The sequence below is a fragment of the Morganella sp. BCCO 40_0007 genome (assembly GCF_032989665.1).
Taxonomy (GTDB): Bacteria; Pseudomonadota; Gammaproteobacteria; order Enterobacterales; family Enterobacteriaceae; genus Morganella; species Morganella sibonii.
Map to the genome: position 1 here is coordinate 28882 of NZ_JAVBIN010000013.1, position 19695 is coordinate 48576.

General features: G+C 52.0%; 20 protein-coding genes. 12 read left to right on the forward strand and 8 right to left on the reverse strand.

Annotated features, from left to right (window positions below):
• Positions 1-188: 188 nt before the first annotated feature.
• Entirely contained in the window at positions 189-767 is a 579-nt protein-coding gene (gene lpcA, locus R5268_RS15840) for a D-sedoheptulose 7-phosphate isomerase (RefSeq protein ID WP_024472650.1), read from the reverse strand.
• Between the two features lie 394 nt (positions 768-1161).
• Between lpcA and fadE the strand changes: the two genes are divergently transcribed.
• The gene (gene fadE / locus R5268_RS15845; RefSeq protein ID WP_317419736.1) at positions 1162-3612 is read left to right on the forward strand and encodes an acyl-CoA dehydrogenase FadE; all 2451 of its coding nucleotides are present in this window, start codon (positions 1162-1164) and stop codon (positions 3610-3612) included.
• A 46-nt stretch (positions 3613-3658) separates the two neighbouring features.
• On the opposite strand, the gene R5268_RS15850 is transcribed toward fadE, so the two are convergent.
• The 3 genes from R5268_RS15850 to lysA all read right to left on the reverse strand — a co-directional run bounded on the left by R5268_RS15850 (position 3659) and on the right by lysA (position 7321).
• Positions 3659-4756, reverse strand: a complete 1098-nt coding sequence (locus R5268_RS15850) for an ABC transporter substrate-binding protein (protein ID WP_317419737.1) — start codon at positions 4754-4756, stop codon at positions 3659-3661.
• 30 nt (positions 4757-4786) lie between these two features.
• A complete protein-coding gene (locus R5268_RS15855) occupies positions 4787-5746 on the reverse strand; it encodes an NADH:flavin oxidoreductase (RefSeq protein ID WP_317419738.1) in 960 nt (319 codons plus the stop codon).
• A gap of 324 nt (positions 5747-6070) precedes the next feature.
• Positions 6071-7321, reverse strand: a complete 1251-nt coding sequence (gene lysA, locus R5268_RS15860; RefSeq protein WP_317419739.1) for a diaminopimelate decarboxylase — start codon at positions 7319-7321, stop codon at positions 6071-6073.
• Positions 7322-7439: 118 nt separating this feature from the next.
• On the opposite strand from lysA, the gene R5268_RS15865 reads away from it, so the two are divergent.
• Positions 7440-8354 (forward strand): LysR family transcriptional regulator, encoded by a 915-nt coding sequence (locus R5268_RS15865; protein WP_054424773.1) that lies wholly within the window; start codon positions 7440-7442, stop codon positions 8352-8354.
• Here the strand turns inward: R5268_RS15865 and R5268_RS15870 are convergent.
• A complete protein-coding gene (locus R5268_RS15870; RefSeq protein ID WP_046895187.1) occupies positions 8344-9270 on the reverse strand; it encodes a LysR family transcriptional regulator in 927 nt (308 codons plus the stop codon). The two genes, R5268_RS15865 and R5268_RS15870, sit on opposite strands and share 11 nt — an antisense overlap.
• 113 nt (positions 9271-9383) lie before the next feature.
• Here R5268_RS15870 and R5268_RS15875 point away from each other — a divergent pair, with 113 nt between their 5' ends.
• Both R5268_RS15875 and R5268_RS15880 read left to right on the forward strand, forming a co-directional pair.
• A complete protein-coding gene (locus R5268_RS15875; protein ID WP_317419740.1) occupies positions 9384-10262 on the forward strand; it encodes an MBL fold metallo-hydrolase in 879 nt (292 codons plus the stop codon).
• 17 nt (positions 10263-10279) lie between these two features.
• Positions 10280-10894 (forward strand): DsbA family protein, encoded by a 615-nt coding sequence (locus R5268_RS15880; protein WP_317419741.1) that lies wholly within the window; start codon positions 10280-10282, stop codon positions 10892-10894.
• Here R5268_RS15880 and R5268_RS15885 read toward each other — a convergent pair.
• Entirely contained in the window at positions 10874-11527 is a 654-nt protein-coding gene (locus R5268_RS15885; RefSeq protein WP_317419742.1) for an A24 family peptidase, read from the reverse strand. The two genes, R5268_RS15880 and R5268_RS15885, sit on opposite strands and share 21 nt — an antisense overlap.
• Before the next feature lie 241 nt (positions 11528-11768).
• Between R5268_RS15885 and rsmE the strand changes: the two genes are divergently transcribed.
• The 4 genes from rsmE (at position 11769) to ruvX (ending at position 14521) form a co-directional block, all read left to right on the forward strand.
• Positions 11769-12500, forward strand: a complete 732-nt coding sequence (rsmE, locus tag R5268_RS15890; RefSeq protein WP_317419743.1) for a 16S rRNA (uracil(1498)-N(3))-methyltransferase — start codon at positions 11769-11771, stop codon at positions 12498-12500.
• Between the two features lie 9 nt (positions 12501-12509).
• The gene (gene gshB, locus R5268_RS15895; RefSeq protein WP_107679638.1) at positions 12510-13460 is read left to right on the forward strand and encodes a glutathione synthase; all 951 of its coding nucleotides are present in this window, start codon (positions 12510-12512) and stop codon (positions 13458-13460) included.
• Positions 13461-13535: 75 nt separating this feature from the next.
• Positions 13536-14099 (forward strand): YqgE/AlgH family protein, encoded by a 564-nt coding sequence (locus R5268_RS15900; RefSeq protein WP_317419744.1) that lies wholly within the window; start codon positions 13536-13538, stop codon positions 14097-14099.
• The gene (ruvX, locus tag R5268_RS15905) at positions 14099-14521 is read left to right on the forward strand and encodes a Holliday junction resolvase RuvX (RefSeq protein WP_004237826.1); all 423 of its coding nucleotides are present in this window, start codon (positions 14099-14101) and stop codon (positions 14519-14521) included. The genes R5268_RS15900 and ruvX overlap by 1 nt, the downstream gene beginning before the upstream one ends.
• A 30-nt stretch (positions 14522-14551) precedes the next feature.
• Here ruvX and R5268_RS15910 read toward each other — a convergent pair whose 3' ends face one another.
• A complete protein-coding gene (locus R5268_RS15910) occupies positions 14552-15574 on the reverse strand; it encodes a PilT/PilU family type 4a pilus ATPase (RefSeq protein WP_317419745.1) in 1023 nt (340 codons plus the stop codon).
• Between the two features lie 21 nt (positions 15575-15595).
• On the opposite strand from R5268_RS15910, the gene R5268_RS15915 reads away from it, so the two are divergent.
• The 4 genes from R5268_RS15915 (at position 15596) to hemW (ending at position 18655) form a co-directional block, all read left to right on the forward strand.
• Entirely contained in the window at positions 15596-16294 is a 699-nt protein-coding gene (locus tag R5268_RS15915) for a YggS family pyridoxal phosphate-dependent enzyme (protein ID WP_166707157.1), read from the forward strand.
• 80 nt (positions 16295-16374) lie between these two features.
• On the forward strand, positions 16375-16923 hold the full coding sequence (locus tag R5268_RS15920) for a YggT family protein (protein ID WP_046895179.1): 549 nt from the start codon (positions 16375-16377) through the stop codon (positions 16921-16923).
• Positions 16924-16935: 12 nt separating this feature from the next.
• Complete coding sequence (gene rdgB, locus R5268_RS15925) at positions 16936-17532, forward strand: RdgB/HAM1 family non-canonical purine NTP pyrophosphatase (RefSeq protein WP_046895178.1); 597 nt, start codon at positions 16936-16938, stop codon at positions 17530-17532.
• On the forward strand, positions 17525-18655 hold the full coding sequence (gene hemW / locus R5268_RS15930; protein ID WP_317419746.1) for a radical SAM family heme chaperone HemW: 1131 nt from the start codon (positions 17525-17527) through the stop codon (positions 18653-18655). Before rdgB ends, hemW begins: the two co-directional genes overlap by 8 nt.
• A gap of 58 nt (positions 18656-18713) precedes the next feature.
• Here the strand turns inward: hemW and R5268_RS15935 are convergent, their stop codons facing one another.
• Entirely contained in the window at positions 18714-19670 is a 957-nt protein-coding gene (locus R5268_RS15935) for a siderophore ABC transporter substrate-binding protein (RefSeq protein ID WP_317419747.1), read from the reverse strand.
• Between the last annotated feature and the right edge of the window lie 25 nt (positions 19671-19695).

Consider the following 19695-nt stretch of genomic DNA (forward strand, 5'->3'; position numbering starts at 1 on the left):
GGTTTCGTGATAACTGAAGACTATTGTTACCCGCAATTCGTTAGTTTCACAATTACGGAAATATCATTTTTTTAGATGATTTGGTTATATATAAGATACTTTATGCTTATCATGAATAAGTCCTGCCTCATGACATAAAAAAAGCACTCAGCCGGATAGCGGAGTGCTTTTTCAGATACCGGGCCGGGTTATTTCACCATTTCTTTTTCGATCAGCATGATCAGAATATGAATAACCTTAATATGGATTTCCTGAATGCGATCCGCATAACCAAAGTGTGGTACACGAATTTCAATATCCGCACTGCCCGCCATTTTACCGCCGTCTTTACCGGTCAGTGTGATCACCTTCATACCTTTGGCGCGTGCCGCTTCAATCGCTTTGATAATATTGCCGGAGTTACCGGATGTGGAGATACCGAGTAACACATCTCCTTCACGGCCGACAGACTCAACAAAGCGGGAGAAAACATATTCATAGCCAAAATCATTACTTACGCAGGATAAGTGGCTGACATCAGAAATAGCAATTGCCGGATATCCCGGACGGTTTTCACGGTAGCGTCCTGTCAGTTCTTCCGCAAAATGCATTGCATCACAGTGTGAACCACCGTTACCGCATGACATCACTTTGCCGCCCGCTTTAAAAGAATCAGCCAGCATGACAGCAGCCCGGCGGATTGCATCAATATTATTCTCATCTTTCAAAAAGTTATCGAGGGTTGCCGCTGCTTCGGTCAGTTCACCGCGGATAAGTTCCTGGTACATAGAGATAGGCTCCTGAAAATGAATCGGATTTGTCTGTTCTGAGTGTAACGGATCTGCCCCGGTGAAAGAAGTCACAATCCGTGGCATCTGCAAATAAGACACATAGAGATTGCTGACAAAGCAGGATAAAACGTGGTTTTTCCTGCTTTGTGTTATCAGCCGAAAATCAATAAATTGATTTTCCTGATTTATTTTTACAACCTCTGGTGGTCGCCGCCAACCCCTGCGGGTTTGTCAACGTCCGGATTTTGTTCTGCTAATTTTGTGAGCTGAGTTGTAAATAAAATGTGAAATCATTGAAGTTATTTTTTGGTTGCGCTAGATCTGAACACAACAGGTCAGACCTCTGATGTCACATTGTACTGACACGAATACCCCTTTACGGAGGTTCATCATGTTACTACTCAGCATAATTTTATTTATCGCCGCCACCGGGCTGCTCGCTTTTCACCGGGTCAGTCTGAAGTACAGTGCAACAGCACTGATACTGTTCAGTCTCATCATGAATGTCTTTCGTTTATGGCCGTTTGCTGTCACCGTTCTTCTGACACTGGTTTTCCTGCCGTTTGTGATCACGTCCATCCGCCGGGCTTTGTTCAGCAGCCGTCTGATGCTGCTGTTCCGTAAAGTGATGCCGCCGATGTCACAGACAGAAAAAGAAGCGATTGATGCGGGCACCACCTGGTGGGAAGGCGATCTGTTCCGCGGACAACCGGACTGGCAGAAGCTGCACAACTACCCCGCTCCGCAACTGACGGCGGAAGAACAGGCGTTTCTTGACGGCCCGGCAGAAGAAGCCTGCCGGATGGCCAATGACTTTGAGATCACCCATGAGCTGGCGGATCTGCCGCCGGAATTATGGCAGTTCCTGCGTGATCATAAATTCTTCGCCATGATTATCCGCAAAGAGTATGGCGGTCTGGCGTTCTCCGCCTATGCCCAGGCGCGGGTGCTGCAAAAACTGGCCGGGGTTTCCGGTATTCTGGCGATAACCGTCGGTGTCCCCAATTCACTGGGGCCGGGCGAGTTGTTACAGCACTACGGAACTGACGAGCAGAAAAAACGCTGGCTGCCGGGACTGGCCTCCGGGGAAGAAATCCCCTGCTTTGCCCTGACCAGCCCGGAAGCCGGTTCTGATGCCGGAGCTATCCCGGATACCGGGATTATCTGTACCGGCGAATGGCAGGGTGAACAGGTGATCGGGATGCGCCTGAACTGGAATAAACGCTACATCACGCTGGCACCGGTTGCCACCGTCCTGGGCCTTGCCTTTAAACTGTATGATCCGGATAAACTGCTCGGTGAGAAAACCTCGCCGGGGATCACCTGCGCACTGATCCCGGTGAATACGCCGGGGGTTGAAACCGGTACCCGTCATTTCCCGCTCAATGTCCCGTTCCAGAACGGCCCGACACGCGGTAAAGATGTCTTTGTACCGCTCGACTATATTATCGGCGGTCCGGCAATGGCCGGACAGGGCTGGCGCATGCTGGTGGAATGCCTGTCTGTCGGGCGTGGAATCACACTACCGTCCAATGCTACCGGCGGACTGAAAAGCGCGGCAATGGCAATTGGTGCTTATTCTTATATCCGCCGTCAGTTCCGGATGCCGATCGGCAAAATGGAAGGGATTGAGGAGCCGCTGGCGCGTATTGCCGGGAATGCCTATCTGATGGATGCCGCCGCCACACTGATCACCACCGGTATTATGCTGGGCGAAAAACCGGCGGTTCTGTCCGCCATTGTGAAATATCACTGCACCCACCGGGGACAGCGCGCCATTATTGACGCGATGGATATTGCAGGCGGCAAAGGTATCTGCCTCGGACCATCCAATTTTCTTGCCCGCAACTATCAGGGGGCGCCTATCGCCATCACTGTTGAAGGTGCCAATATCCTGACCCGCAGTATGATTATCTTTGGTCAGGGAGCCATCCGCTGTCACCCGTATGTACTGACCGAGATGGCCGCTGCGGCGGATAATCAGCTGAATGACTTTGATAACGCGCTGTTTGCCCATATCGGCCATGTATTAACTGCCGCCACCCGCAGTTTCTGGCTGGGGTTATCACGCGGACATTTCAGTCCTTCACCGTTCCGGGATGCCACCCGCCGCTATTATCAGCACCTTAACCGGCTGAGTGCCAACCTTGCGCTGCTGTCAGATATCGCGATGGCGACACTCGGCGGCAGTCTGAAGCGCCGCGAACGGATTTCTGCCAGACTCGGCGATATACTCAGCCAGCTTTATCTCGCATCCGCCACTTTAAAACGGTTTGATGAGGATGGCCGCCCGCAGGCTGACTTACCGCTGGTACACTGGGCAGTACAGGATTGTCTGTATGAAGCCGAAAAAGCAATGGATGAACTGCTGACAAACTTCCCTGACCGGAAAGTCGCCGCCCTGCTGCGTCTGACTATCTTCCCGTCAGGCCGCCATCACTGTCCGCCATCCGATAAACTGGACAGCAAACTCGCCCGTCTGTTACAGGAACCGTCTGACACCCGTGACAGAATCGGACGCGGGCAATATCTGGCACCGGAACCCAATAACCCGCACGGCCTGCTCAATGCCGCACTCAGTGATATTCTGGCCGCCGAACCGCTGGTGGCCCGCCTCAGTCGTATGGCCGAAAAATATATTGATTTTACCCGGCTGGATAAACTGGCGGATACTGCACTGGAGGACGGAAAAGTCACTCCGGAAGAGGCTGATATTCTGCGCAAAGCGGAAGCCAGCCGTCTGCGCTCGATCAATGTGGATGAGTTTGCACCGGAGATTATCGGCCTGAAGTCACACGCCAATTCTCATCGTTACCGTAAAGGGGAAAACCCCAGCGTATAAAATAACATGGCGGAGCCGTTCCCTGCTCCGCCATGACTGCTCTGTCTTACCGGTCAGTGCTGCTGTGGCCGGTCATATTGGCATCCAGACTGAGGATCTCCCGCATTTGGGCTTCTGTCAGATCGGCACCGAAGAATTGCTTAAAGAACTGACGAATATCCTGCTGTATTGCTGCATCATCTGCCGGTTTGCGCATAATGCGGGCTTCAATCCATTTCATCATCAGCGGCGTTTCTATTCCCGGCGCATCCCAGCGGTAAATTCCGATAGGTGCTTTATAGATACGTCTGTTCTTCACGGCAGACATCGTTTCTGCCCCCTGCCAGCCAACCGTATTCCGGTAGACATCTTCCGGTACAAATGAATCAAACTGGCTCAGAATAATAATATCCGGGTCCAGATTAATCACTTGTTCTGCTGACACCGTGATCCAGTTTGGTTTAACCGGCATATCATCTGTCACATTAATACCCCCGGCCCGGTTGATCATCAGACTGTTTACCGAGGTCTTTCCGGCCACCGTCAGGTTTTTATCTCTGACATACAAAATACCCGGTTTTCCGTACGGCATTTCACGAATAGTCACCGGGGTTGAGTCTCTTGTCACCGTGTTCACTGACTGAATCTGATGATCAAAAAAAGCCAGTAAATCTGCGGCACGCTTTTCCTTGCCCAGAATGTCGCCCAGCAGTCTGATCCCGTTTTTGACATCATCCAAATCACCGTATCTGATTGCCACCGCCGGAATACCGAGTTTATCCAGCTTCTGTTTTTCTTCTTTCTGGTAATCCCAGATAATCACCAGATCCGGATTTAATCTGACCAGTTCCTCACCGTTGATGGTGAAATCTTTATTCACAAAGGTGCTGTTGACCTTTTCAATACCGGGTGCCAGTGTTTTCAGGATACTATTGCGGTAAGCCTCTTTCGCTGACGGATGCATCCCGGCAATTTTTGCATCCGAGCCATCCACCACATAAATCATCGACATCCACGGAATAGGTACGACCGCGATCCGCTCTACTGTATCCGGAATAGTGACCCGGTTTCCGGCGAGATCAGTGATTTCTTTTGCCCCGGCACAACTAAAACACAGTAATAAGACACCGGCACTGAAAATACGCTTTAAGGCTGATATTGCCATAACATCTTCCTGTCATTGTATTTACTGTTATCAGCGAAACGCCCGGATATACGGACGGGGAATTAATTTACGATCATGCTTCAGTAAATATTCCAGATACCAGTTAGGATTACGTAATAATCCGCGGCCGACAGCAATTAAATCCGCATACTGATGCTCTAATATATCGTCTGCCAGCTGATGGTCGCGAATACCACCAACAACAATGACAGGTTTTTCACAGCCTTTTTTAACACCTTTGGTATCTTCCAGCTGATAAGCAACACCTTTATTTGTACCATGCATCTGACTGCCGCCATTAGATATGTGAACAATATCAATAAGCGGATTAATATTACGCAGAATTTTTTGTGTAAATAAAATACTGTCCTCTTCGCAATAACGCGTACCGATACGCAGAATAATCGCTTTCTCTTCCGGCCAGGATTGGCGGACAGCGGTCAGTAACTCTGTCAGAAAAATAACCGGATCAGCGTATTTATCAGTACGCTGATTTGTCCGCCGGTCAATAAACTGAGAAATTAAAAACTCATGAGATGCCATAATTTCCAGTGCATCAAACCCGGCTTTATTTGCCCGCGCGGCAGCCTTTGTATAGCAGTCAAACAATGCGGTAATTTCATCTGCTGTTAATACATTAATATCCTGAATAATATTGCCGGATTCCAGCCGTGATTTACTGCCTGCATGGTTCAGCTGAATCGCCACTTTGCTGCCTTCATGTTGCAGCATCGCCACAATCTGAGCCAGCATGGCGACATGCCCGTCCTCATATAAACCCAGTGCACCACTGCCCAGACGTCCGTCAGCCGTAACCGCACACTCTTCCATAATAATCAGCCCGACCTGACCGACAGCAAAAGACATATAATGCGCCAGATGAAAGTAATCAGCGTAACCGTCAGTGGCCCGTTTTATTCTGACAGGCGGATAAACTAATTTATTTTTAAGCGTTAATTTTTCTGATACAAATGGCTGCATTAAATTCATAATACGCACGTCCCCGGAAAAAAGCTGATCGGCACTGTTATATAAAAACTGTACCGGTAATAAATAATAAAATGACTGAAGGGATAATAAAGGGAACAGTGCAGAGACTCTATGACAGGTAATCTGTTTTATAACACCAGTCACACTCTGCCGGAATACAGCCTCCGGATACGATTATTGCGTTAACAATCATCATTCTGTTGTTGTTTTTATGTAATAGAAAAATAACATCAATATACTCCCCGGGAGTATTAATAATAAAATCCCCGGGATGTTATTCCCGGGGATTTTCAATATCAGACAAAAACGATAACGGATAATCTATTATTCAGTGATTTCCAGCGCCATCAGTTCATCAATGGTCTGACGACGGCGGATGAGTTTTGATTTTCCGTCTGTAAACAGAACTTCCGGTAATAATGGCCGGCTGTTGTAATTCGATGACATCGATGCACCGTAAGCGCCGGTATCGTGAAAAACCAGGAAATCATTCACACTGACTTCCGGTAACGCACGCGGCACCACCATTCCGCCTTCCAGCTGAGTAAAAACATCACCGGATTCACATAACGGACCCGCCACAATGGTTTCCCGCAATGTGCTGTTTTGCGGCTCTCCCGCTGCCGGTAATACCGAAATATGGTGATAACTGCCGTACATTGCCGGGCGCATCAGGTCATTAAAACCGCTGTCCACCAGTACATAGTGGCGGCTTCCCATTCCTTTCACTGCCCGTACCTGAGCCAGCAGGATACCGGATTCTGCCACCAGATAACGCCCCGGTTCAATTTCCAGAGTGATATCCCGGCCGAGATGGCAGGCTATACGTGTCCGAGCCGCATCCCAGAGTGAGAAATAATTGTCGATATCAATAATTTCGTCCCCCTCACGATAAGGGGTCGATAAGCCGCCACCGGCAGAAATCGCACGGATATCCAGATTATTGGTGATCACCAGCTCCGCCATCGCATCACAGACCGTCGCAAGGTGCTCATAGTCCACACCGGAACCGATATGCATATGAATGCCGGTCAGCGTCAGCTGATACTGACGGATTTCTGCCAGCGCTTCACCGAGATCGGAAAACCAGATCCCGTGCTTGCTGTTCTCGCCGCCGGTATTGGTTTTCTGGCTGTGTCCGTGACCAAAACCCGGATTGATACGCAGCCACACCGGATGCCCCGGACGGCGGGCGCCAATCTGGCGCAGCATATCCACTGAGCCGGTATTCACCGCGATACCGAGTTCCAGCACGCGATCCAGCGTTTCTTCCGTGATCATATCTGCCGTAAAAACTATCTCATCCGGACGGTAACCGGCTTTCAGCGCCCGTTCAATTTCACCGGCGGATACGGAATCCACTTTCACGCCATGCTCATGCATCAGGCGTAAAATATGAATATTGGAATTGGCTTTCTGCGCAAAACGGATCACATCAAAGCGCTTCAGACGGGCAATACGGCTGATAATCACCTCACTGTCATATAACCAGAGAGGAGTACCGTACTGCTGAGCCAGGCTGCGCAGGGCATCCGGGGTAAACGGGGCGCGGAGTGTTTTGGTTGCGATGGTCATGATGTTGTGCTCTTTTTGATCGTGATCTCATTTTTTTCCATCGTGACAAAAAATCTTCGGGATTTAAAATATCTGATTTGCTAAGGTCTATTCATTACTGATATGGATTTGATGGATAATGGAACACTACTCCTGGCGTCACATTGATATATTCCACGCGGTTATGACAACAAAAAGTCTGACCGATGCCGCACAACTGCTGCACACATCCCAGCCGACTGTCAGCCGGGAGCTTGCCCGTTTCGAAAAAATCCTGGGATTCCGTGTTTTTGACCGTATCAAAGGCCGCCTGCACCCGACTGAACAGGGACTGCGGCTATTTGAGGAAGTGGAGCGATCATATTACGGACTTGAGCGCATCAGCCGTGCTGCGGAGAGTATCCGCCAGTTTCAGCATGCTCAGCTGGCAATCACCTGCCTGCCCGCCTTTGCCCAGTCCTTACTGCCTGCTGTCTGCCGCACGTTTCATACACAATACCCGGACGTGAATTTTGAAATCGCCCCGCAGGAATCCCCGCTGCTTGAAGAGTGGCTCTCCGCCCAGCGTTATGATCTGGGGATCACCGAACATCAGCTGACACCGCCCGGCACACTGCAGGAAACCCTGCTCACACTCAGTGAAGTCTGTGTGCTGCCGGAATCGCATCCGCTGTGCAGCAAAGCGGTTCTGACACCCGCTGATTTTGCACATCAGAATTTTATCAGTCTGTCCGTTGCGGACAGTTACCGGCAGAAAATTGATACATTATTCAGTGAAAAGCGAATTCCGCGGCGGATGATTATGGAAACACACAGTGCCGCTTCAGTCTGTGCCATGGTCAGAGAGGGATTGGGAGTGTCTGTTGTCAATCCGCTGACCGCAATGGATTGCAGCGGGATTTGTGTCCGTCCGTTCAGTGCGGATATTCCGTTCACCGTAAGCCTGATCCGCCCGCAGCACAGGCCGCATTCTGTATTGACGGATATTTTTGTCACACATCTCCGTCAGCATATGCAGGTCATTTTGCAGCAATTAAAACAGGTCAGCGGTTAGTTTTTTCATCCAGCAGATACGGCAGCCAGTCCGGCGAATGCGCAAACCACTCCGCCAGGAAATCCAGCAACAGGCGCAACGGCCGCGCCATATGCTCACGGCTGGTGTAAATGCCGTAGATACCGAGCGCAGGCAGCCGGTATTCCGGAAACAGGCGCACCAGACGCCCGGTTTTCAGATACTCATACACCGAGCAATACGGCTGCAATGCAATGCCTTCCCCGTTCAGCGTCGCTTCCAGCAGAAACGTGGATTCATTGGCACTGAGCGCCCCGCTAACCGGCACAGAAATGACCTCATCATCCCGTTCAAACAGCCACAGGCTGCGGCCGTAGAAATTATAAGTCAGGCAGGTCAGCTCACTGAGTGATTCGGGTGACGGCGGATAACCGTGTTTTTCCAGATAGGCCGGTGATGCACAAACCACTGAATCACAGCGGGAAAGCGGCTTTGCAATCAGGTTCGGCTCAAGATTGTTGGTGATACGGATACCCAGATCAATCCGTTCCTCCACCAGACTGAGCGCCTTATTCGTCACCTGCACATCCACGGCAATGGCCGGATAGCGGGCACGAAACAGCACAAGCGCTTTCGACAGTGCCACCATCGCCAGCGACTGAGCACAGGTTACCCGTACCAGACCGCTCACCGCCTCATCTTCTGTCACCACCGGGCGGGCAATCGCAGTCGCCAGTGACAGCAGCTCCCTGCTTTGTGTCAGCACCGTTTCACCGGCGGAAGTCAGCGTCAGGCTGCGGGTTGTCCGGTTCAGCAACCGCACACCGGCCCAGTTTTCCATTTCGGCCAGATAGCGTGTCACCATCGCACGGGACATACCCAGCATATCTGCGGCTTTGCTCATGCTGCGCTGTTCGGTAATGGCGATAAAAACCTGAGCAGCAGTGATCCTGTCCATTTTATTTGTCCGTTTTATGCAACAATGAAGACCGGATTATGGGGTTTTTCCGGCGGATTATGCAATTTATTATAGCGTCATCTCAACGATTCACCTGCAAAAAGGATAACACCATGACTTCTGCAATCCGTACTTCTCTGGTATTCAGCGCACTGATGAGTGCTTCTTTTATCACTGCTGCCGCACCACTCTCTCTGGAAGTGTATAACCCGGGCGAAAAAAGTATCTTCCCGGTCTCTTCAGAGATCATCAGCGGCAAAAATGAGGTGGTTCTGATTGATGCTCAGTTTCAGAAAGATGATGCTCAGGTACTGGCGGATAAAATCCGTGCGACCGGCAAAACACTGACCACCATTTATATCAGTCACTCTGATCCGGATTTCTATTTCGGACTGGATGAACTGAAAAAAGCTTTCCCGCAGGCTAAAATTGTCGCCACTCCGCAAACTGTCGCACTGATCAAAGAGAGCAAAGACGGTAAACTGGCTTACTGGGGACCGGTACTGAAAGAGAATGCCCCGCAGAGTATCATTGTACCGGAGCCGTTAGAGGGCAACCGCATTATGCTGGAAGGGGAAAGTATCCTGATTGAAGGACTGGACAGCCCGGCACCGGAACGCAGTTATGTGTGGGTACCGTCACTGTCTGCCGTGATGGGCGGCGTGCTGGTGTCAGAAAATATCCATGTCTGGCTGGCAGATACCCAGACCCCGGAATCCCGTCAGTACTGGCAGCAGTCACTGAAAAGTATGCAGGACAAAAAACCGGCCACCGTGGTACCCGGCCATTACACCGGTAACAGCCATTTTTCACCGGCTGCCATTACCTTTACCGCAGATTATCTGACCCGCGCGGAAACCGCTCTGAAAGAGAGCAAGGACTCGCAGCAGATGATCAGCACACTGAAAGCGGCTTACCCGGCTCTGGCAGATGAATCCAGCCTGGAACTGAGCGCCAAAGTACTCAAAGGCGAAATGCGCTGGCCGCAGTAATCTGATTTAAGGAAAACATGATGTCAGTAAAAACGCTGCACTATATTTATGATCCGCTCTGCGGCTGGTGTTATGGTATTGCGCCGTTTATTCAGGCCGCACATAAACAGGGCGTAACCATCGCCCTGCACGGCGGCGGGATGATCACCGGTTCACAACGCCGCCCGGCGGATGACAGTATGCGGGACATGATCCGCAGCCATAATCAGCGCATCACTCAGATGACCGGACAGCCATTTACCGATGCCTTTTACGCCCTGCTGAAAAATCAGGAGTGGGTGATGGATTCTGTTCCGCCGATTGCCGCCATTCTCAGTGCGCAGGCACAGTCAGGTAAAGGCATTGAAATGCTGGATGCCTGCCAGAAAGCGTATTATCAGGACGGGCTGCCGCTTAACCGCGATACCTTACGCAAGCTGGCGGATAATCTGGGGATCAGCGATATTCAGTCTGATAATACTGAGCAGCATATCAGTGAGAGCCGTCAGTTATTTGTCCATAATCCAACCGGCGGCTTCCCGACACTGCTGCTGGAAGAAGACGGCGTATTTCAGCATATTCCGAACCAGGCGGTACTGGGTGCAGAATCACATTGGGAAAAGCTGATCCCGTTACTGAAAACGACTGACTGACATCAGTCCCATCACCATAATCATCCCCGCAATTAAATGCGGCCCGAAGGCAATAATTCCCGGGCTGCATGGCGGGGGATGATTATAGCGGTGACGGAAATAGTGCAGCCCGTACACCACCAGCGCGGATACACATGCCAGCATCAGCAGCAGAGCAAGCTGTTCAGCACCCACCCAGGCCCCCGTTGCTGAAAACAGTTTGATATCCCCGCCGCCCAGCCCGCTTTTTTTACGGCACCATGCATAACCTTCCGCCACAAACCAGAGCAGAAAAAAACCGCCGATCACTCCGTACAGCGCGGAAGAAATCGTCACCAGTTGTACCTCATTCTGAAACAGCAACCCGGCCCACAGTACCGGAAACACCAGCTTGTCCGGCAGATAAAACACCGCATTATCGATATGAAACAGCATCACCAGGCATAAAAACAGCAGTGTCAGAAACAGAACAGATACGCCCTGCCCGTCAGACCAGAATACAATAAAGATGCCGGACAACAGGCAGTTCAGATACACACGACAGCCGGATAACCGTTGCGGATACTGATAATACTGCCGCAGAATATATTCCGTCCCGGCTTTTACCGGCAACGGTAAAACGACTCCCCAGATAATCATAATCAGCCAGTCCATGTGTCCTCCGCCGCGTTCCCTGTTGCAATATCCGCAGCCTGCCTGACCGCCCCGGGAAAGACACGTTTTTTCCCCTGATTACAGTTGAATTACATTTTTTTTCGGGTCATCACGCAATATTGACAGCCCTTACGGGCAGTGTTGATCCCGGCTGATGCTTGCAGTGAGATTCCCCCCTCTATTATCATGGGGCAATATATATAAACCGGCGGCGTGCCGGCAGAACGAAAAGGATATTTTCATGCGGATCCCGCGCATTTATCACCCCGGTACTTTAACCCCCGGCATGGTGACTGAACTGACAGAAGACGGCGCCAACCATGTTGCCCGTGTGCTCCGGATGAAAACCGGTTACTCCCTGATCCTGTTTAACGGCACCAACCGGATTTTTAATGCCGAAATTGCCGGTATCAACAAAAAAAGTGTGACTGTCCGTATCGCTGATGAACAGGACGACAACCGTGAATCCCCGCTGACCATCCACCTCGGACAGGTAATGTCACGCGGTGAAAAAATGGAATTTACCATTCAAAAATCGGTTGAGCTGGGTGTTCAGATTATTACCCCCCTGATCTCTGAGCGCTGTGGTGTTAAACTGGATGGTGAACGGCTGGAGAAAAAACAGCAGCAGTGGCAGAAAATTGCCATCGCCGCCTGCGAGCAGTGCGGACGTAATGTGATTCCGGAGATCCGCCCGGTGCAATCCCTGGAAGCATGGTGTGCGGAAACGGATGATGCACTGAAGATAAATTTACATCCGCGCGCCTCACAAAGTATCAATACACTGCCTGCAGAAACCGCTAAAGTGCGGTTACTGATTGGTCCGGAAGGCGGGCTGTCAGCAGAGGAAATCGCGATGACTGCCGGTCATCAGTTTACCGACATATTATTAGGGCCGCGTGTATTACGCACAGAAACTACCGCGCTCACTGCAATCACCGCATTGCAGGTGCGTTTCGGCGATCTGGGTTAAGGAGAAAAAATGATCAAGCTCGGTATTGTGATGGATCCTATCGATTCCATCAAAATCAAAAAAGACACCAGTTTCGCGATGCTGCTCGAAGCACAGCGCCGTGGTTATGAAATCCATTATATGGAAATGAATGACCTCTACCTGCATCAGGGCGTTGCCCGTGCCCGTACCCGCACACTGACAGTAAAAGAAGATCCGGCAGGCTGGTATCAGTTCGGCAGCGAACAGGATATCGCCCTGGGAACGCTGAATGTTATCCTGATGCGCAAAGATCCGCCGTTTGATACTGAATTCATTTACGCCACTTATATTCTGGAGCGGGCGGAAAGCGCCGGTTCCCTGATCGTCAACAAGCCGCAGAGCCTGCGTGACTGTAACGAAAAACTGTTCACCGCCTGGTTTGCCGATCTGACCCCGGACACCCTGGTTACCCGCAGCGCACAGCGCCTGCGTGAATTCCATCAGAAACACGGTGATGTGATTTTCAAACCACTCGACGGTATGGGCGGTGCCTCTATTTTCCGTCTGAAACAGGATGATCCTAACGTCGGTGTGATTATCGAAACGCTGACCAATCACGGCCATACTTTCTGCATGGCGCAAAACTTCCTGCCTGCTATTAAAGACGGTGACAAACGTATCCTCGTGGTGGACGGTGAGCCGGTTCCTTACTGCCTGGCCCGGATACCGGCCAAAGGCGAAACACGCGGTAACCTCGCTGCCGGTGGTCACGGTGAAGTGCGCCCGCTGAGCGAAAGCGATTGGGCCATTGCCCGCAGCGTGGCACCGGTTCTCAAAGAAAAAGGTCTGATTTTTGTCGGCCTGGATGTGATCGGTGACCGTCTGACTGAAATCAACGTAACCAGCCCGACCTGTGCCCGCGAAATTGAAGCCGCACACCCGGATGTTTCTGTCACCGGCATGCTGATGGATGCCATTGAAAAACGTCTCGGCCGGTAACAGCAGGCGCTGTGTCCGTACACTCACACCCGCAGACGGTATTATCCGCTCTGCGGGCAGACTGAAAAGAAGGTTATGAACTTACAACATCATATTCTCATTGCCATGCCTTCACTGGATGATCCGTATTTTGCGCGTTCAGTTGTGTATCTGTGTGAACACAATGAAAACGGGGCGATGGGACTGGTGATCAACAAACCCATCGAACAGCTTTCCGTCGGTAAAATTCTGCAGAAACTGAAAATATCGCCGGATACCCGTGATGAAAATCAGTCGCTGGAAAAGCCGGTCCTGGTCGGCGGCCCGGTGTCTGAAGAACACGGTTTCGTGCTGCATTCCGGTGATAAAAAATATGCCGCCAGCACCCGTCTGACGGATGATCTGTTTCTGACCACGTCGAAAGACGTGCTGGAAACGCTGGGAACCACAGAGCAGCCGGAGCATTACCTGATGACGCTCGGTTACTCAAGCTGGACAGCCGGTCAGCTGGAGCGGGAAATTATGGAAAACAGCTGGCTGGTGGCTGATGCCAGTCAGCGTCTGCTGTTCCGCACACCGATGCCCGACCGCTGGCGTGAAGCGGCTGCCGGTATCGGCGTCAATATTTACACCATCGCACAACAGGCCGGACACGCATAATGAGCAGCAATACTGTTATTGCCTTTGACTTCGGCACCAAAAGCATTGGTGTGGCCGTCGGTCAGACCATTACCGGTACCGCCCGCCCGCTGGCTGCACTGAAAGCCCGTGAGGGTATTCCCGACTGGGAACTGATAGCGGCGGTGTTCCGTGAATGGCAGCCGGATTATGTGGTTGTCGGTCTGCCGCTCAATATGGACGGCACGCCGCAGCTGGTAACGAATCAGGCGAAAAAGTTTGCCAATCGCCTGCACGGCCGTTTTGGCATCCGCGCGGAACTCCATGATGAGCGCCTCAGTACGGTGGAAGCCCGTGCTAATTTGTTTGCAGACGGCGGTTACCGTGCGCTCGGCAAAGATAAGGTGGACTCCGCCTCTGCCGTGATTATCCTCGAAAGCTGGTTTGAACAGCTTTACGGCTGATTATCCCGCACGTCGGGCGCGCCGTTCCCCTTACCATGCCGGGATCGCGCCCGTTTCCCCTGCAATATCCCCTCTGCTGCGCCGCCATTGCAGGCACTGCTCTTCTGTCATCATCCCGGACTGCGCACCTGACTGCTGATGGGTGGCTATCTGATACGCTTTATTATCACGGATAAGACTCGCCACCGCCGGGGTATTAATCAGCACATCAAACAATGCACAGCGCCCGCCCCCTTGTTTTGCCACCAGATGCTGACTCAGCACCGCCACCAGACTGCCGGCCAGCTGATTGCATACACGGTTTTTCTCTGCACCGCTGAACGCATCCGTCAGCCGCTCAATTGCCGCAATGGCTCCGCGCGTATGAAGTGTGCTCAGCACCAGATGCCCGGTTTCCGCCGCTGTCAGGGCAAGCCGGATCGCCGCTTCATCCCGCAATTCCCCCAGCATAATCACATCCGGGTCCTGGCGCAGCGCGGCGGTCAGTCCCTGCTGATAACTCTCACAGTCACGGCCGATCTCCCGCTGGCGGATCAGCGACTGCCTGTTGCGGTGACGAAACTCCACCGGATCTTCCAGGGTAATCACATGCCGCCGGAAATGCTGATTGATATAGCTGAGCAGCGCCGCCAGCGTGCTCGACTTTCCGCTGCCCGTCGCGCCGGTCACAAGAATCAGCCCGCGTTGTGTCTTTGAAAGCAGTCCGGCAAAAACCGGCGGCGCCAGGATGTCCTCCAGAGAAGGAACTGACGGACTGATCAGCCGCAGAGCAGCGTTCAGTAATCCCCCTGCCATAAAAATATTCGCCCGCAAAGGTTGATCGCGGATAAACAACGCAAGATCGGCCTGCCCTTTTGTCATCAATCTGTGGTAATTTGCCTGGTCGAGGATCGTCTTTACCCAGTCGCGCAGTGCATCTTCCGTCACCGCCGCACAGTGTGTCTGAGAAAAAAGCTCTCCATCCACCCGTAGTACCGGCACCTGACCAACACAAAGGTGCAGATCGGATGCATTATGCTTTACACTAAGGGCGATTAAATTATCCATATTCATTAGGTTATCTCCCGGATCATCATGAAACCAATAAAAGACAATCTGACAGAAATCAGAGAACGTATAACCGCTGCGGCGCAAAAATGCGGCCGCGATCCACACACAGTGACCTTACTTGCCGTCAGTAAAACCAAACCTGTGAGCGCGCTCGAAGAAGCGATAGCCGCCGGACAAAACCGCTTTGGTGAAAATTACGTGCAGGAAGGTGTTGAGAAAATTCAGTATTTCTCCGGTAACACCAGCCTCGAATGGCATTTTATCGGCCCGTTACAATCGAATAAGAGTCGTCTGGTCGCTGAGCACTTTGACTGGTGCCACACTGTCGACCGGCTGAAAATCGCACAACGCCTGAGTGATCAGCGCCCGGCGGACAAAGCGCCGCTGAATGTGCTTATCCAGATCAATATCAGTGATGAAAACAGCAAGTCCGGTATTACCCTTGCAGAGTTACCGGCACTGGCAGAACAGGTTGCAGCCCTGCCGAACGTCTGCCTGCGCGGGCTGATGGCAATCCCGGCACCGGAAACAGACCCTGAGCGCCAGTGCGCGGTTTTCCGTCAGATGGAAACGGCTTTCCGCGAACTGCAGGTTAAATACCCGCAGGCGGATACGTTATCGATGGGTATGACTGACGATATGGACGCTGCCATCACCTGCGGATCGACCATGGTGCGTATCGGTACTGCAATTTTCGGTGCGCGTAACTATTCTGTATCCTGATCATTCTGTATCATAACCTTCCTGTACCTTAGTGCGTTATCACAAACCGGTTAATTTGTTTTCTGTTAAGGATTTCACCGATGCAAACACTGAATTTTGTTGTCACCACGCTCCTGCATGCCTATGCCACGATTTTACTGCTGCGTGTCTGGATGCAATGGGCGCGCGCGGACTTTTATAATCCGTTTGCCCAGTTTGTTGTGAAAGCCACACAGCCGGTTGTCCGTCCGCTGCGCCGTATTATTCCGGCTATCGGCCCGATTGATACGGCCTCGGTGCTGGTGGCCTATGTCGCTGTGCTGCTGAAACTGCTCTTTCCGTGGTTCCTGGCCGGTTTTCAGGGGCAGCTCGGCGGGCTGATGCTGTTAGTTGCTTTCTTCAATCTTCTCTATCTTGCAGGGATGACGGTATTCTGGGTGATCCTCGCCCGCGCGCTGCTCAGCTGGTTCAGCCAGGGCCGCAACCCGGTGGATTATGTACTGATGCAGCTGACTGAGCCGCTGATGTCACCGTTCCGCCGTATCATTCCGCCGATGGGCGGCATTGATTTCTCTGCAATGATTGTTATTTTTATTCTTTATGCGCTGGGCTATCTCTATAACGATATTGTTCAGTGGATATTTTTATAATCAGGTTCAGATATGACCCGAAAAATTGTTTTAGCTACCGGTAATGCCGGAAAAGTCCGTGAAATGGCCTCACTGCTGGCCGATGCCGGTATGGATGTGGTGGCACAGACCGAACTGGGTGTCGGCTCCGTTGAAGAAACCGGCCTGACATTCGTCGAAAATGCCATTATCAAAGCGCGTCACGCGGCGAAAGTCACCGGTTTACCGGCCATTGCGGATGACTCCGGGATTTCCGTCGATTACCTCGGCGGTGCGCCGGGGATCTACTCCGCCCGTTATGCCGGTACTGACGGTAACGACGGTGCCAATATCGTAAAACTGCTGGCTGCCCTTGACGGCGTTCCGGCAGAACAGCGTCAGGCGCACTTCAACTGTGTGCTGGTTTACATGCGTCACGAAAATGATCCGACGCCGATCATCTGCCACGGCCGCTGGGCCGGTGTGATCGCAGAGCAGGCTCAGGGTGACGGTGGTTTCGGTTATGATCCGGTCTTCTGGTTACCTGAACTGAACAAAACCGCCGCACAACTGCGCCCGGAAGAAAAACAGGCCATGTCTCACCGCGGCAAAGCGCTGGCACTGCTGTCGGAAGCCCTGCGTAATGGGTAAGCTTCCCCCGCTCAGTCTGTATATTCATATTCCGTGGTGTGTTCAGAAGTGCCCTTACTGTGATTTCAACTCTCACGCGCTGAAAGGTGAAGTACCGCATGATGATTATGTGGCACATCTGCTGGCTGACCTGGATGCCGATCTGCCGCTGGTGGCCGGGCGGGAAATCCGCACTGTCTTTATCGGCGGCGGCACCCCCAGCCTGCTGAGTGCGGAAGCCATGCAGACACTGATGGACGGTGTGCGTGCCCGTATCCCTGTCGCGGCAGATGCGGAAGTGACCATGGAGGCCAACCCCGGCACCGTGGAAGCCGATCGTTTCAGCGGCTACCAGAAAGCCGGTATCAACCGTATTTCCATTGGTGTGCAGAGCTTCGGCGATGACAAACTGATCCGTCTCGGGCGGATTCACGATGCCGGAGAAGCCAAACGGGCGGCACGGCTGGCGGCCACACTCGGACTGCGCAGCTTTAACCTCGACCTGATGCACGGGTTGCCGGAACAGCATCTCGGTGAAGCACTCAGCGATTTGCGCCAGGCCATTGAACTCGCGCCGCCGCACCTTTCCTGGTATCAGCTGACGATTGAGCCGAACACCAGTTTCGGCTCCCGCCCGCCGGTACTGCCGGATGATGATCTGCTGTGGGATATTTTTTCTCAGGGTCATCAGTTACTGACACAGGCCGGTTACGTGCAATATGAAACCTCCGCGTATGCCAAACCGGAATTTCAGTGTCAGCATAACCTCAACTACTGGCGTTTCGGGGATTATCTCGGGATCGGCTGTGGTGCGCACGGTAAAATTTCATTTGCTGACGGCCGCATTTTGCGGACAGTCAAAACCAAACATCCGCGCGGTTATATGGAAGGGCGCTATCTTGATCAGCAAAATGAGGTAGCAACGGAAGACCGGCCATTTGAGTTCTTTATGAATCGGTTCCGGTTACTGGAAGCCATGCCGCGCTGTGATTTCACCGATTACACCGGGCTGCCGGAATCCGTGGTTCGCCCGCAGATTGAGGCGGCACTTAACGCCGGAGAGATTTCTGAAACTGAAACTCACTGGCAGATAACCGAACACGGTAAGTTATTCCTCAATACCCTGCTGGAACGGTTTTTATAAAACAAAAAACCCGGCCGCTTTCACGCCCGGGTTTTTATTATTCAGATAAATCCGCTGATTACAGCGCGCTTTCCACGGCCTGAACCTGACGATTCAGACTGTCCAGCCCGCCGCCGGAGAGATACCAGAGATCCGGCTGTAACACGATAATTTTGTCATTTTTAAAGGCATTGGTCTTTTTCACGCCATCGGTTTCAAATGCCGCTTTGTCCCACTGCCCTGCGCCGATCGCCGCACTGCGGTCAATGACCAGAATCACGTCCGGATTCAGTTCCGCTACCATTTCCGGCGTTACCAGCGGACGCTTGCCTTTCTCTGCATTCGGGTCAACCGGTACATCAACAGATGCCGCTTTTACGACCTGATAAACAACCGGCTGTTTATTCGGGAATAATTTACCGTCATTGTGCAGCATCACCAGCACTTTTTTACCGGATTTTGCCGCTTTTTCCTGAGCCTGAGCGATGGTTTTATTCAGCGTGGCCAGTTCTTCTGAGGCTTTCTTCTCAATATCATAAAGCTGACCGATCAGAGTAATATTGGCCTCTGCCGCTGCCAGATAATCATCACCGCCGGTGCCGAGGTTGACTGTCGGTGCAATTTTGTTCAGTTCATCAAATGATTTGCCCTGACGACCGGTGATCACAATCAGATCCGGTTTCAGTTCCGCAATTTTTGCCAGATCCGGGGTTTTCATTCCGCCCGCATCCGCGACTTTGCTGTCCACCTGCCCTTTCAGGTATGACGGCAGATTGCTCATCGGCAGTGCGACTACATTACCGGCCAGTCCCAGTTTATTCATGGTGTCGTACACACCGAAATCAAACAGCACCACGCGCGATGGCTTTTGTGCCACTTTTGCGGAGCCGGACTGATGTTCGATGGTCAGTTGCGGGCTTTTATCCGCCGCAACGGCAATATGATTCGGGGTATATTTCGGCGCGGAGTCAGCCAGCGCGGAAGCGGAGGCAAAGCCTAAAAACGGAATTAACACTAACGGAATGATCTTTTTCATGTTCCTGCCTGATTAAATGCGTTTA